At 64.4% G+C, this 16,114-nt stretch carries 14 protein-coding genes and 2 tRNA genes; all 16 read left to right on the top strand.

Annotated elements, in window-relative coordinates:
• The first annotated feature begins 353 nt into the window (after positions 1 to 353).
• Positions 354 to 428 (top strand) — tRNA-Gly (locus HMPREF1316_RS12290).
• 51 nt (positions 429 to 479) lie between these two features.
• Positions 480 to 1,760 carry an aminopeptidase gene (locus tag HMPREF1316_RS12285; protein WP_021727378.1) on the top strand — a complete coding sequence of 427 codons (1,281 nt, stop codon included), beginning with the start codon at positions 480 to 482 and terminating at the stop codon, positions 1,758 to 1,760.
• Between the two features lie 38 nt (positions 1,761 to 1,798).
• Positions 1,799 to 1,874 (top strand) — tRNA-Lys (locus HMPREF1316_RS12280).
• Positions 1,875 to 2,282: 408 nt separating this feature from the next.
• Positions 2,283 to 3,515 carry an argininosuccinate synthase gene (locus HMPREF1316_RS12275; RefSeq protein WP_021727464.1) on the top strand — a complete coding sequence of 411 codons (1,233 nt, stop codon included), beginning with the start codon at positions 2,283 to 2,285 and terminating at the stop codon, positions 3,513 to 3,515.
• Positions 3,516 to 3,648: 133 nt separating this feature from the next.
• Positions 3,649 to 5,067, top strand: coding sequence for an argininosuccinate lyase (argH, locus tag HMPREF1316_RS12270; protein ID WP_021727386.1), 1,419 nt, complete (start codon positions 3,649 to 3,651; stop codon positions 5,065 to 5,067).
• Between the two features lie 75 nt (positions 5,068 to 5,142).
• Entirely contained in the window at positions 5,143 to 6,492 is a 1,350-nt protein-coding gene (purB, locus tag HMPREF1316_RS12265; protein WP_021727439.1) for an adenylosuccinate lyase, read from the top strand.
• Between the two features lie 83 nt (positions 6,493 to 6,575).
• Entirely contained in the window at positions 6,576 to 7,787 is a 1,212-nt protein-coding gene (locus tag HMPREF1316_RS12260; RefSeq protein ID WP_232204540.1) for a Tat pathway signal protein, read from the top strand.
• Positions 7,788 to 7,879: 92 nt separating this feature from the next.
• Positions 7,880 to 8,599: a response regulator transcription factor gene (locus HMPREF1316_RS12255; protein ID WP_021727376.1), complete on the top strand. Its 720-nt coding sequence runs from the start codon at positions 7,880 to 7,882 to the stop codon at positions 8,597 to 8,599.
• Between the two features lie 16 nt (positions 8,600 to 8,615).
• Complete coding sequence (locus HMPREF1316_RS12250) at positions 8,616 to 10,112, top strand: sensor histidine kinase (RefSeq protein ID WP_040652576.1); 1,497 nt, start codon at positions 8,616 to 8,618, stop codon at positions 10,110 to 10,112.
• Positions 10,113 to 10,202: 90 nt separating this feature from the next.
• Positions 10,203 to 11,099, top strand: a complete 897-nt coding sequence (locus tag HMPREF1316_RS12245) for a phosphoribosylaminoimidazolesuccinocarboxamide synthase (RefSeq protein WP_021727384.1) — start codon at positions 10,203 to 10,205, stop codon at positions 11,097 to 11,099.
• A complete protein-coding gene (locus tag HMPREF1316_RS12240; RefSeq protein ID WP_021727454.1) occupies positions 11,086 to 11,799 on the top strand; it encodes a hypothetical protein in 714 nt (237 codons plus the stop codon). The genes HMPREF1316_RS12245 and HMPREF1316_RS12240 overlap by 14 nt, the downstream gene beginning before the upstream one ends.
• A gap of 134 nt (positions 11,800 to 11,933) precedes the next feature.
• The gene (locus tag HMPREF1316_RS12235; RefSeq protein ID WP_021727354.1) at positions 11,934 to 12,287 is read left to right on the top strand and encodes an ArsR/SmtB family transcription factor; all 354 of its coding nucleotides are present in this window, start codon (positions 11,934 to 11,936) and stop codon (positions 12,285 to 12,287) included.
• A 214-nt stretch (positions 12,288 to 12,501) separates the two neighbouring features.
• Entirely contained in the window at positions 12,502 to 12,876 is a 375-nt protein-coding gene (rpsL, locus tag HMPREF1316_RS12230) for a 30S ribosomal protein S12 (RefSeq protein ID WP_021727427.1), read from the top strand.
• A gap of 48 nt (positions 12,877 to 12,924) precedes the next feature.
• A complete protein-coding gene (gene rpsG, locus HMPREF1316_RS12225) occupies positions 12,925 to 13,395 on the top strand; it encodes a 30S ribosomal protein S7 (protein ID WP_021727403.1) in 471 nt (156 codons plus the stop codon).
• Between the two features lie 21 nt (positions 13,396 to 13,416).
• Positions 13,417 to 15,513 carry an elongation factor G gene (gene fusA, locus HMPREF1316_RS12220; RefSeq protein ID WP_021727459.1) on the top strand — a complete coding sequence of 699 codons (2,097 nt, stop codon included), beginning with the start codon at positions 13,417 to 13,419 and terminating at the stop codon, positions 15,511 to 15,513.
• A gap of 60 nt (positions 15,514 to 15,573) precedes the next feature.
• The gene (gene rpsJ, locus HMPREF1316_RS12215) at positions 15,574 to 15,882 is read left to right on the top strand and encodes a 30S ribosomal protein S10 (protein ID WP_021727426.1); all 309 of its coding nucleotides are present in this window, start codon (positions 15,574 to 15,576) and stop codon (positions 15,880 to 15,882) included.
• Positions 15,883 to 16,114 lie beyond the last annotated feature (232 nt).

The following is a 16,114-nucleotide window of genomic DNA, read 5'->3' as shown; positions in this document are numbered from 1 at the left end:
AGCGCGCGTCTGCCGGCATGGCCTATCCCACTGGGGCATGAACCGTGCGGGATGTCCCCGCCCATGAGGCGCGTGGTGGGAGGCACGTTGGCCTGCGACCTGCGACCCCACGCCTCGTTGGGCGTGGGGCCCCTCTCGTCTCTCATGGCGTGCCCCCTTCCGAGCTGGGGAGAGCATAGCGGCCCGATCTTGCGCAGCCCTTGCCTGGGCCTGCACGAGTCTGCGGGATGGGGCGTCATCTCGTCGTCCGTGCGCACCGACGCAGGCAGGGGAGGCGAAGTTTCCCATACGGTTCGAAGGCGCCCAAACGTGGGCAACGCGGTCCCGATGCCTGTGATAGAATCCTCACACACGCGGGCATCGCCAAGTGGTAAGGCAATGGCTTCCCAAGCCATCATTCGCGGGTTCGAGTCCCGTTGCCCGCTCCATAGCTCACATCATGGGTCCCTCTGGGGCCCATGCTTTTTGAGGGGAGCCGTATGAGCGACATGACTCCGGACGAGTGCCTTCATGCCCTGGAGGGCCTGCAGCCGGAAATTGAAGGGTATGCCGAGCTGCTGGTGCGCAAGGGGGCGGCCGTACGACCCGGGCAGGAGCTTGTCGTCTTTGCCCCGGTGGAAGGTGCGGACTTCGCGCGCATCGTCGTCGCGGCGGCCTACGGGGCCGGTGTGGGACATGTGACGGTCATCTGGGACGATGATGCCCTCAAGCGGCTTGAGTACGAGAACGTGGACATCGAGTACTTCAGGAGCACGCCAAGCTGGAGGCGCGAACAGCTCAACTCGCTCTCCGAGTCGGGTGCGTCCTTTCTCTTTCTGGAGGGGAGCGACCCATCGGCCCTCGATGGGATAGACCCTGCCAAGCCAGCCGCCGCCATGCTCGCTCGCAACCGTGACTGCCGGTCGTTTCGTGAGGGCATGGACTTCGGACATAACGCCTGGTGCATTGCAGGCGTACCCGTGGTCGCCTGGGCGCGCAAGGTCTTCGAGGGACAACCCGACGAGGTGGCCGTCTACCACCTCTGGATGGCCATCCTCAACGTCGCACGCGCAGATGGCGAGGACCCCCAGAGCGCCTGGGAGACGCACAACGCCACGTTCGAGAAGACGAAGCGCTTCCTCAACGCCCAGCGCTTCGACCGCCTGCGGTACGTCGCCTCGAACGGGACCAGCCTGACGGTTGGGCTCCCCCAGGCGCACGTCTGGGAGGGCGGCGCCGCCCGCACGCAGGACGGAACGGTGTTCTTTCCCAACATCCCCACCGAGGAGGTGTTCACATCACCCGATCGCATGCGGGCCGACGGCATCGTGCACTCCGCGCTGCCCCTCGTCCACGACGGCACCATCGTGGACGACTTCTGGCTGAGGTTCGAGCACGGCAGCGTCGTGGAATGTGAGGCACGGCGTGGCAAGGACGTCCTGGAGCACATCCTCACGACTGACGAGAACGCCACCCGCCTGGGCGAGTGCGCCCTCATCTCAAAGAACACGCCCATCCGCCGCAACGGCAGACTGTTCTTTGACACGCTCTACGACGAGAACGCCAGCTGCCATCTGGCCTTGGGCATGGGCTTTCCCGAGTGTGTGGAGGGCGGCTTTGACATGAGCCCGGACGAGCTGCTCGTGCACGGCGTCAATCAGTCGCATATGCACGTCGACTTCATGATCGGTACCGATGACATGGACATCACGGGCTACACCGAAGGCGGTGAGGCGGTCCCCGTCTTCGTCAACGGTCAGTGGGCCTGGGAGACGGACTAGCGCGGCCGCGAGCGCCCGCGTGGTAGAATCAGCGCCACGGGTCGTTAGCTCAGCTGGCAGAGCAGGGGACTTTTAATCCCAAGGTCGAGGGTTCGAGGCCCTCACGACCCACCAGAAGCGCACGGGGCCGGGGAGGCGTCTTTCCCCGGCCCCGTCATCGCCGTTTGTTTCCATATGGCTAAGGGATCGCGTTCGTGCCCGTGGGCATCCATGGGTTGCCTACAGTACTCCGCAGAAGCCGCCGCGCGCAGCGCACGAGACAGAGGGAGGAAGCCATGACCATCGAGTGGGCCACACGCTCCCTCCGACGCCATGATCGACGAGTCTCGCTGCGACGCCCGTGCGTGTAGCTTCGGTTCCCATGAGCTCGGCTCATGACGTGTCTTTGAACTGAACGGCACCCGGCTCGCCGGGTGCTTTTTATTGCCGGCGCCCGCAGCGACCAGAGGGGCACCACCAACCAGCCAATACGTCTCGATGTCCGCAGGTGGCGGATGCGAGCGGAGAATAGGGAGAAGCATCATGTCAGAAAGCACCAGGGAGAAGGTCGTCCTCGCATATTCCGGCGGTCTGGACACGTCTGTCATCGTGAAGTGGCTGCAGGTCGAGAAGGGCATGGACGTCATTGCCATCTGCGGCAACGTTGGTCAGGACGAGAAGGACCTCAGCTGGATCAAGCAGAAGGCCCTCGACATGGGTGCCATTGCCTCCGAGGCCGTGGACATGCGCGAGGAGTACGCCGAGGCCATCATCTCCAAGGCCATCTGGGCAAACGGCAAGTACGAGGGCATCTACCCACTGCTCTCCGCACTTTCTCGCCCCATCATCTCGAAGCACCTCGTGGACATCGCGCACCAGTATGGCGCCAAGCACGTTGCTCATGGCTGCACCGGCAAGGGCAACGACCAGGTGCGTTTCGATGCCTCCATCCACGCCCTCGACCCCACGCTGAACATCATCGCGCCCGTGCGCGAGTGGGATCTCGCCACGCGCGACTCCGAGATGGCATGGGCCGAGGCCCACGGCGTGCCCGTGCCCACCACCCACAAGAAGCCCTACTCCATCGATGACAACCTGTGGGGTCGTGCAATCGAGTGTGGCGTGCTCGAGGATACCTGGAACGAGCCGCCTTCGGACATCTGGACGATGACCAAGAACCCCGAGGATTGCCCCGCCGACCCCGAGACCGTCATCATCGGCTTTGAGGGCGGCCTGCCCGTCTCGATTGATGGCGAGAAGATGCCGCTTCTCGACTGCATCATCAAGGCCAACGAGATTGCCGGGCGCAACGGCTTCGGCCGCATCGACATGATCGAGGATCGTGTTGTGGGCATCAAGAGCCGGGAGTGCTACGAGTGTCCCGCCGCGCTCCTTCTCATCCAGGCCCATCAGTCGCTCGAGACCCTGTGCCTCGACGCCGAGACCCTGAAGCAGAAGGCCAAGCTCGACGTGGAGTGGGCATCCACCGTGTATCGCGGCCTCTGGTTCTCGCAGAACCGTGAGGCCATAGACGCGTACAACGCCTACACGCAGAAGTACGTCACCGGCGAGGTTCGCATCAAGCTCTGCAAGGGTGGCCTCTTCGTGGATGGCCTGCACAGCGACTACAGCCTCTACGACTACAACCTGGCCACCTATGACGAGGGTGACAGCTTCGACCACTCCGCCTCCAAGGGCTTCATCACCATCCACGGCCTGCAGTCCAAGACCTGGTCTCGCGTCCAGGGTCCCGGCTCGGGCCTGCAGGGGGCATAGGGGTCTCTCGGCCGGATTGCCCATGACGCATGGCGTATGGGTGACGGCTGCGGTCCCACTTCTCTCAGGGGAGCGGGGCCGTTGTGTACACTGGGATGCGGCGACGGATGCTCTGGCACATGAAGGAGGGCTCATGGCACTGTGGGGCGGCAGGTTCGAGCAGGGCGTGGACGAGTTCACGCAGGAGTTTGGCGCCTCGCTCGAGGCCGACAAGGTCATGGTGCAACAGGACATCCGCGCCTCTCGTGCCCACGCGAAGATGCTGGCCGCGCAGGGCATCATCTCGCCCGAGGATCAGGCGGCCATCGATGCGGGCCTTGCGGACATAGCAGATCAGATGGCTGCCGGCGGCTTTGCCTACGACGTGAACGACGAGGACATCCACATGGCCGTGGAGTCCAAGCTCACGGCAGCCATCGGCACGCCCGGCGCGCGCCTGCACACGGGACGCTCGCGCAACGACCAGGTTGCCACGGACCTGCGCCTGTATGCGAAGGACCTCTGCCGAGAGCTGCTCGAGGGCAACCTGGGACTGCGGCGGGTGCTGCTGGGCGTCGCCAAGGACAACCTGGACGTGGTCATGCCGGGCTACACGCACCTGCAGCATGCGCAACCCGTGCTGTTCTCCCACCACATGCTGGCGTACTTCTGGATGTTCACACGGGACTTCACGCGGCTTTCCGCCGCCCTGCGCGCGGCCGATGCCAACCCCCTGGGCTCGGCGGCGCTTGCCGGCACCACCTACCCGCTCGACCGACAGCTCACCACGGAACTCCTCGGGTTCGATCACGCCATCCCCAACTCCATGGACGCGGTGAGCGACCGTGACTACCTGCTCGACCTCGAGTATGCCTGCGGCGTGTCCATGATGCACCTCTCGCGCCTCTGCGAGGAGATCGTGCTGTGGAGCAGCACGGAGTTTGGCTTCGTCACGCTCTCGGACGCCTACTCCACCGGCTCGAGCATCATGCCACAGAAGAAGAACCCCGACTTTGCCGAGCTCGCGCGCGGCAAGACGGGACGCGTCTACGGCGACCTCATGGCGCTTCTGACCACGATGAAGGGCCTGCCGCTTGCCTACAACAAGGACCTGCAGGAATGCAAGGAGGGCCCCACAGATGCGGCTTGGACCCTGCACGACTGCATGGCGATCGTGGCGGGCATGCTCAAGACCATGACCGTGCATGCCAACGCGATGCTCGCCCAGGCGGGCCGTGGCTTCACCGCGGCCACCGACGTGGCCGACTACCTGACAAAGAGGGGCATGCCCTTCCGTGAGGCGCATGAGGTGGTGGGCAAGCTCGTGCTGTACTGCGAGAAGCATCACAAGGATCTGGAGGATCTCACGGCCGATGAGTTCCGCGCGGCGAGCCCCCTCTTCGATGACGACATCACTCATGACCTCGATCCTGCAGGCATCGCCAACGCGCGCGACACCTACGGCGGCACCGGCCACGATGCGGTGGTCGAACAGCTGGACGAGGCCTCGTCGGTGCTCGAGCGCGACGAGCGACAGGTTGCGGGACCCTCCCCAGGGGAATCCGCGCGTTAGACGAGAAAGGGGCGCGTGCCTTCTCCAGCTGTATCATGGAAGGGACGCGCCGCCGTCCGTGATGAGAGGACTCGCATGATCGACCGCTACACCCGTCCCGAGATGGGGCGCATCTTCTCGCTTGAGAACAAGTATGCCATCTGGCAGGAGATCGAAGTGCTCGCCTGCGAGGCGCATGCCGAGCTGGGGGAGAGTGGCATCACCAAAAAGGAGGCCAAGTGGATCCGCGACCACGCGGCCTTCGACAGGGCCGAGGTGGACGAGATCGAGGCCGTCACCAATCATGACGTCATCGCCTTCCTCACCAACATGGGCGCCTATGTGGACAAGGACGTCCCCGAGGGGGATCCCAAGCCCAGCCGCTGGATTCACTATGGCATGACCAGCTCCGACCTGGGCGACACGGCGCTGTGCTACCAGCTGACGCAGGCCTGCGACCTCATCATCGAGGACGTGCGCGCGCTGGGTGCCCTCTGCAAACGCCGCGCCTTCGAGGAGCGCGACACGCCCTGCGTGGGGCGCACGCATGGCATCCACGCCGAGCCCATGACCTTTGGCATGAAGTTTGGCTCCTGGGCCTGGGAGCTGCGCCGTGACCTCGACCGCCTGCTCGACGCTCGCAGGGGCGTCGCCGTGGGCGCCATCAGCGGCGCCGTGGGAACCTACTCCAGCATCGACCCCCGCGTGGAGGCCTACGTCTGCGGGCACCTGGGACTGGACTTTGACCCGCTCTCCACACAGGTCATCAGTCGCGACCATCACGCCTACCTGGCGGGCGTGCTGGCGACGATGGCTGCCACCTGCGAGCGCATCGCCACCGAGCTGCGCAACCTCCAGAGGACGGACACCCTCGAGGTGGAGGAGCCGTTCAGGAAGGGCCAGAAGGGCTCCAGCGCCATGCCCCACAAGCGCAACCCCATCACCATGGAGAAGGTCTGTGGCCTCTCACGCGTGGTGAAGGCCAACGCGCAGGTGGCCTTCGACAACGTGGCCCTGTGGCACGAGCGCGACATCAGCCACAGCTCCGCCGAGCGCGTCGCGCAGGCCGACAGCCTCATCGCGCTCGACCACATGCTCCAGTGCCTCATCCGTGTCGTCGATGGCCTCGTGCTCTATCGGGAACGGATGCTGGCCAACCTCGACAGGACGCGGGGCCTCATCTACTCCTCCAAGGTGCTGCTGGCGCTCGTGGACACGGGCATCACGCGTGAGGACGCCTACCAGATCGTGCAGAGGAACGCCATGGACACCTGGCGAGAGGTGCAGCAATGCGTCTCGGGTACCTCGTTTCGCGAAAAGCTTGCGGCAGACCCCCTCTGCACGCTCACGGCAGAGCAGCTCGACCGCATCTTTGACCCCAGGAGCTTCCTGGCGCGTGTCGACGTGGTGTTCGACCGCCTCGAACGGCTGAGCTTCGACGAGTAGCGGCATGCGAGTATACTGGGCGCCTCCACGAGGGACAGCCCGGGGGTGGTGGGCGACAGATGGGCAGACGGACACAGGGGTTCTTGACCACGACACGACGCGGGCTCTTCCGCGCTGGCGTGGCGACGGGCATTGCCGTGGCCTCCATCGGCGTGCTTGCGGGCTGCAAGCACAAAGATGATGGCTCCACCCGTCCTACGGTGGTGGATGGGGGCTCTGCCGACTACGTCATAGATCCCAGCACCAACGAAAGCAACTACTCCTCCGCCGAGCTCTCCCTCAAGGAGACGGGCTCCTGGACCATCGCCGTGGGTAACGTCCTTAAGCCCAGCGAGGGATCGCTCGTTGCCGCGACGACGGCCGGATCGTCCGCTGCCCCCATGGTGAAGGCGTCGACGTTCTCGATCTCGTCGGGGGCAATCTCCGAGCTGGTGACCGAACCGGTCGCCGACGACAAGGGCAACGTGGTCATCTACGACGTGGGCTGCTCCGACTCGGTCTATGCCTGGGTCGAGCTCAACCTGCTCACGCATGACTGGGCTCTCTATGCGACGGCGCTTTCGAGTGGCAAGCTCGCGGGCGACCCCACGTCGCTCTGGTCTGCGGGCGCCGACTGGGATCCCGCGTCCTTCGTGGTCTCGGGCAAGATGGTCATCTGGCAGGTCATGCCCTCCAACTCCGGGAGCAGGCGCTCCGAACACTCCTACTGCTACCTCTGGACGGTGGGTGACTCCTCCGCCACGACGGCTGTCGATTCCCCCGGGCGCTTTGGCACCGCTCCGACCGTGTCCGATGGCATCGTCACCCTCACCCCGCGCGTGAACGCGGACGCCGGCACATACTACGGCATCACGGCCTACGGCCTTTCCGATGGCATGGGCTCTCAGATCGACCAGCTCGTGCTTCCCTCGGAAGTCAAGCCCTTCAGTGCCGTGCGCATGGGAGACGACTTTGCGTTCTCCATCGAGGCCAACTACTCGTCCGGCGGACTGCTTGGGCAGATGGGAACCTACATCGGTCATGGGGAGGGACCCTTCGTGGCGCTCTCCCGCGAGCCGTCCGCGCCCGTCGCGGGGAAGGGCAGCGTCTATATCGTCCGTGCCAACGCGTCCTATTTTGTGATCGATACCGATGCGCGCACCTATGCCACGCTTCCTGCGGCGAACAGGGCGCTTGACTATGGCGAGTACCCCGTGCGCGCCGGGACGTGTGATACCTTCGTCACCTATGCGACCGTCAAGACGCAGGACACGGGCTATCCCGAATCGGTCAGCGTGCGTGCGTTCGCGCTCTAAAGTCCGTGCATTCCAATCCTCCCTGCGCTAATATGGAGGAAATGCAGAGAGTTTGTGTACAGGTGGGCGTTCAGCTAGACAGAGGAGGCCCTATGGCTACGGAAGAAAAGAAGATCCTCGTTGTCGAGGATGAGAAGACCATTCGCGATGCCGTTGCAGCATATCTCGAGCGGGAGGGCTATATCGTCCGCGGGGTTGGCGATGGGCAAAGCGCCATCGAGGAGTTCGAGAAGCACACGTTCGACCTCATCATTCTCGACCTCATGCTCCCCAAGCTCTCGGGTGAGAGGGTCTGTCGCGCCGTGCGCGAGACCTCGAACGTGCCCATCATCATGCTCACCGCAAAGGGTGAGGTGGAGGATCGCATCATTGGCCTTGAGCTGGGCGCCGATGACTATCTCATCAAGCCGTTCTCTCCGCGCGAGCTCGTCGCCCGCGTGCGCGCGCTGCTGCGCCGCGCCCACGCCGAGGCGGAGCCCCAGCTGGAGGTCCTGGACTTTGGCGATCTGGTCATAGACATCTCTGGCCACAAGGTGCTGGTGAATGGCTCCGAGATCGACCTCACGGCCTCCGAGTTCAAGCTCCTCACGACCCTGGCCCGCTATCCAGGGCGCGTCTATACCCGCATGGAGCTGGTGGAGAAGGTGCTTGGCTACGACTTCGAGGGCTACGAGCGCACCATCGACTCCCACGTGAAGAACCTTCGTGCCAAGCTTGGCGATGACCCGCGCAACCCCAAATGGCTCTACACCGTGCATGGGGTTGGCTATCGCTTCGAGGCGGCGCAGAAGCCTGATGCTCAGGATGCGTAGACGCCAATAGGTAGCCATGGCAACGGAACGGGAACACACGAGCTTCCCCGGGAACAACGGCGAGCCCCCTTCGGGGGAGTCCCGCTATAGCACCATGCAGCGTCACTCGCGTCCCGCTGGACCGGGGAAGACCTTCAGCGGACGCTCGGTGCTGTTCTTCGTGCTTACGGCGATTGCCACCACGCTTGTGTTCGCCCTGGTTCTTGCCGTGGTCTGGGAGAGACGCTTCGAGAGCTACTCGCACCAGAGGCTGCAGCAGATGGCAGACCGGGGTGCGATCGAGATTGCGCGCTGCTATGAGGATGCCGGCGGCTGGTCTGATGACGTGTCCGCCCGCGCGGCGGCCCTCGATGACAGCAGTGACGATGCGAGCGTTCAGGTGCTCTCCTCTGCCGGGGAGGTCATCTATGATGGCTCCGACCGCCACCCCGACCGCCTGATTCCCAGCCTCTCCCAGACAGACGCCTCGAAGGTGGTCGATGCCCCCATCGTTGACGCGGGTGGCACCGTCGTGGGAACGGTGCGCATGTGGTCCCTGGGGTCGGGCTTCCTGCTGGCTGAGAGTGACAACGACCTCAAGATGGTCTCGTACCAGGCGATCATCGAGGCGGGCATCATCAGCGTCATAGCCGCCACCGTCATTGGCTACTTTGCCTCCCGCAGGTTGCTGAGGCCCATACGCAAGATCACCTACACCGCCATGCAGATCAGGAACGGCGACCTCACGGCGCGTACGGGCCTCAAGGGGGACGATGAGGTCGGCCGCCTGGGTGAGACCTTCGACGGCATGGCATCCGAACTGGAGCGGGACATCAAGTTCGAGCACCGGCTCACCAGCGATGTGGCCCACGAGCTGCGCACGCCCCTCATGGCCATGATTGCCACGGTGGAGGCCATGCAGGATGGCGTGCTGCCCACCGACAGCGAGCACCTCGAGACCGTCGACAAGGAGGTCCGCCGCCTCTCTCGCCTGGTTGATGCCATGCTGCACCTCTCGCGCCTGGAGAATGGCTCCACGGAGCTCAAGGTCGAACGGACGGACCTGGTCACGCTCGTCAAGAGTCTGGTCTCCGTGCAGCAGCAGCTCTTCGCCGACCAGGGTCTGCGGCTTAACTTCGACGACCGCACACACGACCATCGGCTCGTTGCGGAGGTCAGTCCCGACCTCATCCGTGAGGCGCTCACCAACCTCATGTCAAACGCCCTGCGCTACACGCCAGAGGGCGGGCAGGTGCTTGTGAGCGTTGGGCGTGGGCGCGGTGGCATGGCCCTGCTCTCCGTGCAGGACACGGGCATGGGCATCGCCAAGGAGGATGTCTCCCGCGTGTTCTCTCGGTTCTGGCGCTCTGACGCCAGCCGTGAGCGCGTCTCTGGCGGGCTGGGTGTGGGGTTGGCCCTCACCAAGGAGATCGTCGGCCGCCATAATGGCGCCATCGACGTGGAGTCCGAGCTGGGCAAGGGAACCACGTTTACGATTCGCATACCGCTTGTCCACAAGGAATCGCTTAGATAGCCATGTGCCCACGCGTGGTCACGCGCGGGAGGCGACGCGCTACAATCAAGGACGCCCATCCTTGTGACGACACCCAAAGGAGGCCAAAGCATGGCGGCTATGGAGCTTCGTCCCGATTCCCATGGTAAGGTGCGTGACCTCTACGACTGCGGGGAGAACCTGCTCATGGTGGCAAGCGACCGCATCAGCGCGTTCGACCTCGTCCTGCCGGACGAGATTCCCCACAAGGGAGAGGTGCTCACGCGCATCTCGCGCTTCTGGTTCGATAGGTTCGCCAACCTCATGCCCAACCATCTCATCTCCATGGACGTGGCGGACTACCCCGCAGGGTATCAGCGCTATGCCAGCTACCTCATGGGTCGCTCCATGCTGGTGCGGAAGGCCCAGACCATCCCCATCGAGTGCATCGTGCGTGGCTACCTTACCGGCTCGGGCAAGAAGACGTATGACCAGGACGGCACCGTCTGCGGCATCAAGCTCCCTGCCGGCCTCATGGAGGCCTCCAGGCTGCCAGAGCCCCTCTTCACACCGTCCACCAAGGCAGAGCTGGGCGACCACGACGAGAACATCTCGTTTGATCGCTGTGCCGAGCTTGTTGGTGACGAGGTGGCCCAGCGGCTGCGCTCCGCGTCGCTCAAGCTCTATCGCGCCGCGGCAGACTATGCCGCGAGCCGCGGGATGATCATCGCCGACACCAAGTTCGAGTTTGGCTATATCGATGGCCAGCTCACCCTCATCGACGAGTGCCTCACGCCCGACTCCAGCCGCTTCTGGCCGGCGGAGGGCTACGAGCCCGGCAGGGTGCAGCCCAGCTACGACAAGCAGTATGTGCGAGACTGGCTCAGGGCCAACTGGGGCATGACGGGCGAGCCACCCCACCTGCCCGCCGAGGTCATCACGGGAACGACCGGCCGCTACGAGGAGGCGTTCCAGAGGATCACCGGTACCGCATTCAAGCCCATGAAGGAGTCCAATGTCACTGCGTGAGACCATCGAAGGCGCCCGCAGGGAGGCGGCCGGGGCAGGAGGCCTGGGCCTTCCCAAGAAGGGCGCCCCCAAGGACACGTCCGACGCGGACGAGGCGGAGGAACCCCGCGGCTTTGCCCGGCGCTCGGTCGCCCGCGCCAAGCCCGCCCGCGAGGCGGCACGGGGTGTGCGTGTGGTCAGCGCGAGCTCGGTGCGCTCGGGCAGGCAGGCGGCCAGCGGCAAGAGTCACGCCGAGATGAGCAGGGAGGAGCGCAAGAACGCGCGCCGTGCGCGGCGTGAGCAGGATGATCGGGTGGCGCAGGCCGCCCGGGTGCTGATGCGGCGCAATCCGGAGTACCGCAGGGACCAACGGGTGTGGTGGATCACGATGGGCGTGGGCATGGCCTTGATTCTTGTCTCCACCGCCCTCAGCGCATTCCCTGGCGGCAACCTTGACTACAGCACCGTGGCGGGCTTCCTTGCCATCGTCTGCCTGGTGCTGTCCTACGGTGCCATCATCGGCGGCTTCGTCTATGACTGGCGCAAGGTACGCCCCATCCGAAACGCGGCGAGCGAGCTGGCGGCAAGCATGACACCCAAGAAGCTTCAGCAGATCATTGAGTCCGACGATCGCGAGCGTGCCACCCGGGCATCCGAGAGGGCCAAGGCCAAGGAGGCGCGCCGCGCCAGGCGATCCACGCGGCACGAGCAGAGCAGATAGCCGCCCTCGTGCGCACACCGCGGCGCGACCCCGTTGACGAGGGCCCCGCCTGTGCCTGGGGCGCTACACTGAGGTAGGTGCAGGCAGGCTGGCCATGGGGCATGCGCCCCTTTCGGGAGAGGGCAGGGAGCCCCATGCGGGGGATCGATGCAGACGGGATAGGCGAGCTGCTCGACAACGACGACGTGGTCTATAGTGCCACGCAGATCTTCGACGCGCTCTCCGACTCCACGCGCTTCCAGATCATCGGCGTGCTCCTGCAGGGGGAGCGAGGGGTCTCGGAGCTCCAGGAGGTGTGCGGCGTCTCGCAGTCGGCCATATCGCATCAGCTCAGGCTCCTGCGTGACCGTGGCCTGGTGTCTGCGCGCCGCGATGGCCAGCGCATGATCTACTCGCTCTCCGACGAGCACGTGACCGACCTCATGTGCATCGGGCTCGCCCATGCCGCCGAGGACGCCGGTGCCGAGGATGCGTCGGAGCTGCCGTAGGCCACCCGCCGCGAGCCGGGGTGCCAGCTGTGTGCAAAGCATGTAATCTGCCCGGAATAGGGATACACCCGGAGCCGTGGTCTTTTGACAACAGCACAGAGCGCGAGTAAAGTCATTCGTCGCGCTGAAGATCCGAGGAGACGGTGCTGCGCCCCCTCTGATGCATAGGTGCTCGCGCACCACCCACCGTAAGCCCTCATGAAGGAGAACAGCTTTGCCTACCATCAACCAGCTCGTCCGCCAGGGCCGCGTGTCCCACAAGGCCAAGTCCAAGAACGCTGCCCTGCAGCACAATCCGCAGAAGCGTGGCGTCTGCACCCGCGTCTTCACCACCACGCCCAAGAAGCCCAACTCGGCACTGCGCAAGGTCGCCCGCGTGCGCCTGGTGAACGGCATCGAGGTCACCGCCTACATTCCCGGCGAGGGCCACAACCTTCAGGAGCACTCCATCGTGCTCATCCGTGGTGGCCGCGTGCGCGACCTCCCCGGCGTCCGCTACAAGATCGTCCGCGGTGCCTACGACTGCGCGGCGGTTCAGGATCGCAGGAAGGCTCGCTCCCGCTATGGCGCAAAGCGCCCCAAGGAGTAGCCACAAGCGTTCCGTCTGAATTCGCAACCAGTTCTGAGGAGATGCAACATGCCGCGTCGTGCAGCAGCAATCCGTCGTGAGGTCACTCCCGACGCCATCTACAACAACCGTCTCGTGACCCAGCTCATCAACAAGGTCCTGCTCGATGGCAAGAAGGCCACCGCAGAGCGCATCGTCTATGGCGCCTTCGACCTCGTGCAGCAGAAGACCGAGCAGGATCCCCTGTCCGTCTTCAAGAAGGCCATGGACAACGTGCGCCCCACCCTCGAGGTCAAGCCCAAGCGCGTGGGCGGCGCCACCTACCAGGTGCCCATGGAGGTCAACTCCCGTCGTGCCACCACGCTCGCCATCCGCTGGATCGTCAACTTCTCGCGTGACCGCAAGGAGAAGACCATGGCCGGGCGCCTCGCCAACGAGATCATGGATGCCGCCAACGGTGTGGGCGCCTCCGTCAAGCGCCGCGAGGACCTCTTCAAGATGGCCGAGGCCAACCGCGCGTTCTCGCACTATCGGTTCTAGGCACGGGGGAGCAGACAACACATGGCAAAGGCTAAGTACAAGCTCGAGGACCTCCGAAACATCGGCATCATGGCGCACATCGACGCCGGCAAGACCACCACGACGGAGCGCATCCTCTACTACACCGGCAAGACCCACAAGATAGGTGAGGTCCACGACGGTGCCGCCACCATGGACTGGATGGTTCAGGAGCAGGAGCGTGGCGTGACCATCACCTCCGCCGCAACCACCTGCTTCTGGAAGGATCACGTCATCCAGATCATCGACACCCCGGGCCACGTGGACTTCACGGCCGAGGTCGAGCGTTCCCTGCGCGTCCTCGACGGCGCCGTTGCCGTCTTCGATGCCGTTGCGGGCGTCCAGCCCCAGTCCGAGACCGTCTGGCGTCAAGCTGCCAACTATGACGTGCCGCGCATCGCCTTCATCAATAAGTTCGATCGCGTTGGTGCGGACTTCTGGCATGCCATCGACACCATGAAGGACCGCCTCGGTGCCGTAGCCGTGGCCACCCAGGTTCCCATGGGTTCCGAGTCCAACTTCTGGGGCCTCATCGACCTCGTCACCATGACCGCGTGGGACTTCAAGGAAGATGAGAAGGGCATGATCTACCCCGAGCCCATGGAAGGGATTCCCGACGAGTTCGCCGAGATTGCCCAGCAGAAGCGCGAGGAGCTGCTCGACGCCGCCTCAAACTACTCCGACGAACTCATGGAGAAGGTGCTCATGGACGAGGAGGTTCCCGTGGATCTGCTCAAGGGCGCCATCCGCACCGGTGTGCTTGCCAACGAGCTCAATCCCGTCTTCGTGGGCTCCGCCTACAAGAACAAGGGCATCCAGGAGCTGCTCGATGCCGTCATCGACTACCTTCCCAGCCCGCTGGACGTCAAGGAGATCGACGGCACCAACCCCAAGGGTGAGACCGAGGTGCGTCATTCCGATCCCAAGGAGCCCTTCAGTGCCCTGGCCTTCAAGATCATGACTGACCCCTTCGTGGGCAAGCTCACCTACATCCGCGTATACTCCGGTCAGGCGGATGCGGGCAGCTACGTCTACAACTCCCTCAAGGACAACCGCGAGCGTCTGGGTCGCATTCTCGAGATGAACGCCAACGACCGCGTCGACCGCGAGAACTGCTCCGCCGGCGACATCGTCGCCTGCGTGGGCCTCAAGAACACCTCGACCGGCGACACCCTCTGCGACGAGAAGCACCCCATCGTACTCGAGTCCATCGACTTTGCCGACCCCGTCATCGACGTGGCTGTGGAGCCCAAGAGCAAGGCCGAACAGGACAAGATGTCCGTGGGCCTCGCCAAGCTCGCCGAGGAGGATCCCACCTTCCGCGTGCACACCGACCACGAGACCGGTCAGACCATCATCGCCGGCATGGGTGAGCTGCACCTGGAGATCATCGTCGACCGTCTGCGCCGCGAGTTCAAGGTCGAGTGCAACGTGGGCAAGCCCCAGGTCGCCTACCGCGAGACCGCCGGTCATGCCGTGCAGCACGTGCAGGGCAAGTTCGTCCGTCAGTCCGGTGGTCGCGGCCAGTACGGTGATGCCATCATCGACGTGGAACCCATGGAGCCCGGCTTTGGCTACGAGTTCGTGAATGCCACGGTGGGTGGTTCCATCCCCAAGGAGTACATCCCCTCGGTGGACAAGGGCATCCAGGGTGCGCTCGAGTCAGGCGTCATCGCCGGCTATCCCGTCCAGGACATCAAGGTGACCCTGGTCGATGGTTCCTACCACGAGGTCGACTCCTCCGAACAGGCCTTCCAGGTTGCCGGCTCCATGGCCATCAAGAACGCCCTACAGCAGTCCAACCCCGTGCTCCTCGAGCCCATCGAGCAGGTGGAGGTCGAGACGCCCGAGCAGTACATGGGCGATGTCATGGGCAACCTCTCCGGCCGGCGCGGCAAGATCGAGGGCATGGAGGATCGCACCAACACCAAGGTCATCCGTGCCAAGGTGCCTTTGGGCGAGATGTTTGGCTACGCCACCGACCTGCGCTCCCAGACGCAGGGCCGCGCGAGCTACACCATGCAGTTCGACTCGTACGAGCCCGTTCCCAAGAACATCCGCGAGGAGATCGTGTCCAAGAACGGCGGAAACGCTTCGTAAGTAACCACGCAACGAGCGCCCAGCTCCCGTTCGAGCTCGCTCATGATGGAGGTAAGTATCGTGTCCAGCCAGAAGATCAGGATCCGCCTCAAGGGCTACGATCACGAGGTCGTCGACCAGTCCTCGAGGCTCATCGTCGACACCGCGCAGAAGACGGGTGCCCGCGTGTCTGGCCCCATCCCCCTGCCCACCGAGCGCAACCTCTACACGGTCATCCGCTCGCCCCACAAGGACAAGGACTCGCGCGAGGAGTTCGAGATGCGCACCCACAAGCGCCTCATCGACATCCTCGATCCCAGCTCGACCACGGTTGACTCGCTGATGCGTCTCGATTTGCCTGCGGGCGTGGACATCGAGATCAAGCTCTAGGCTCTCCCGACGTACAGGGCGAGAGGGGAGGCACCCGGTTGGCTTCTGCCGCCGGGTGCCTATCTCTGTGCGTTCGGGCTGGCACGAAGTCTCGTAGCCTGACATAGACTCAGCGCCGTGAACTTTGCTAGAGTCCTCGCCGCCGCGGGGCTATTTCCCTAGGGTGGCGCCATGCCAGAGTCTTTGCGATACGGGGCGTTGTCGGCGGTGGGCGTGCGCCAGAGATGCTAGA

Origin of the sequence: Olsenella profusa F0195 (genome assembly GCF_000468755.1) — a bacterium.
Lineage (GTDB): Bacteria > Actinomycetota > Coriobacteriia > Coriobacteriales > Atopobiaceae > Olsenella_F > Olsenella_F profusa.
The sequence above is the reverse complement of the archived record's forward strand: the minus strand, read 5'-3'. Positions and strand labels throughout refer to the sequence as shown.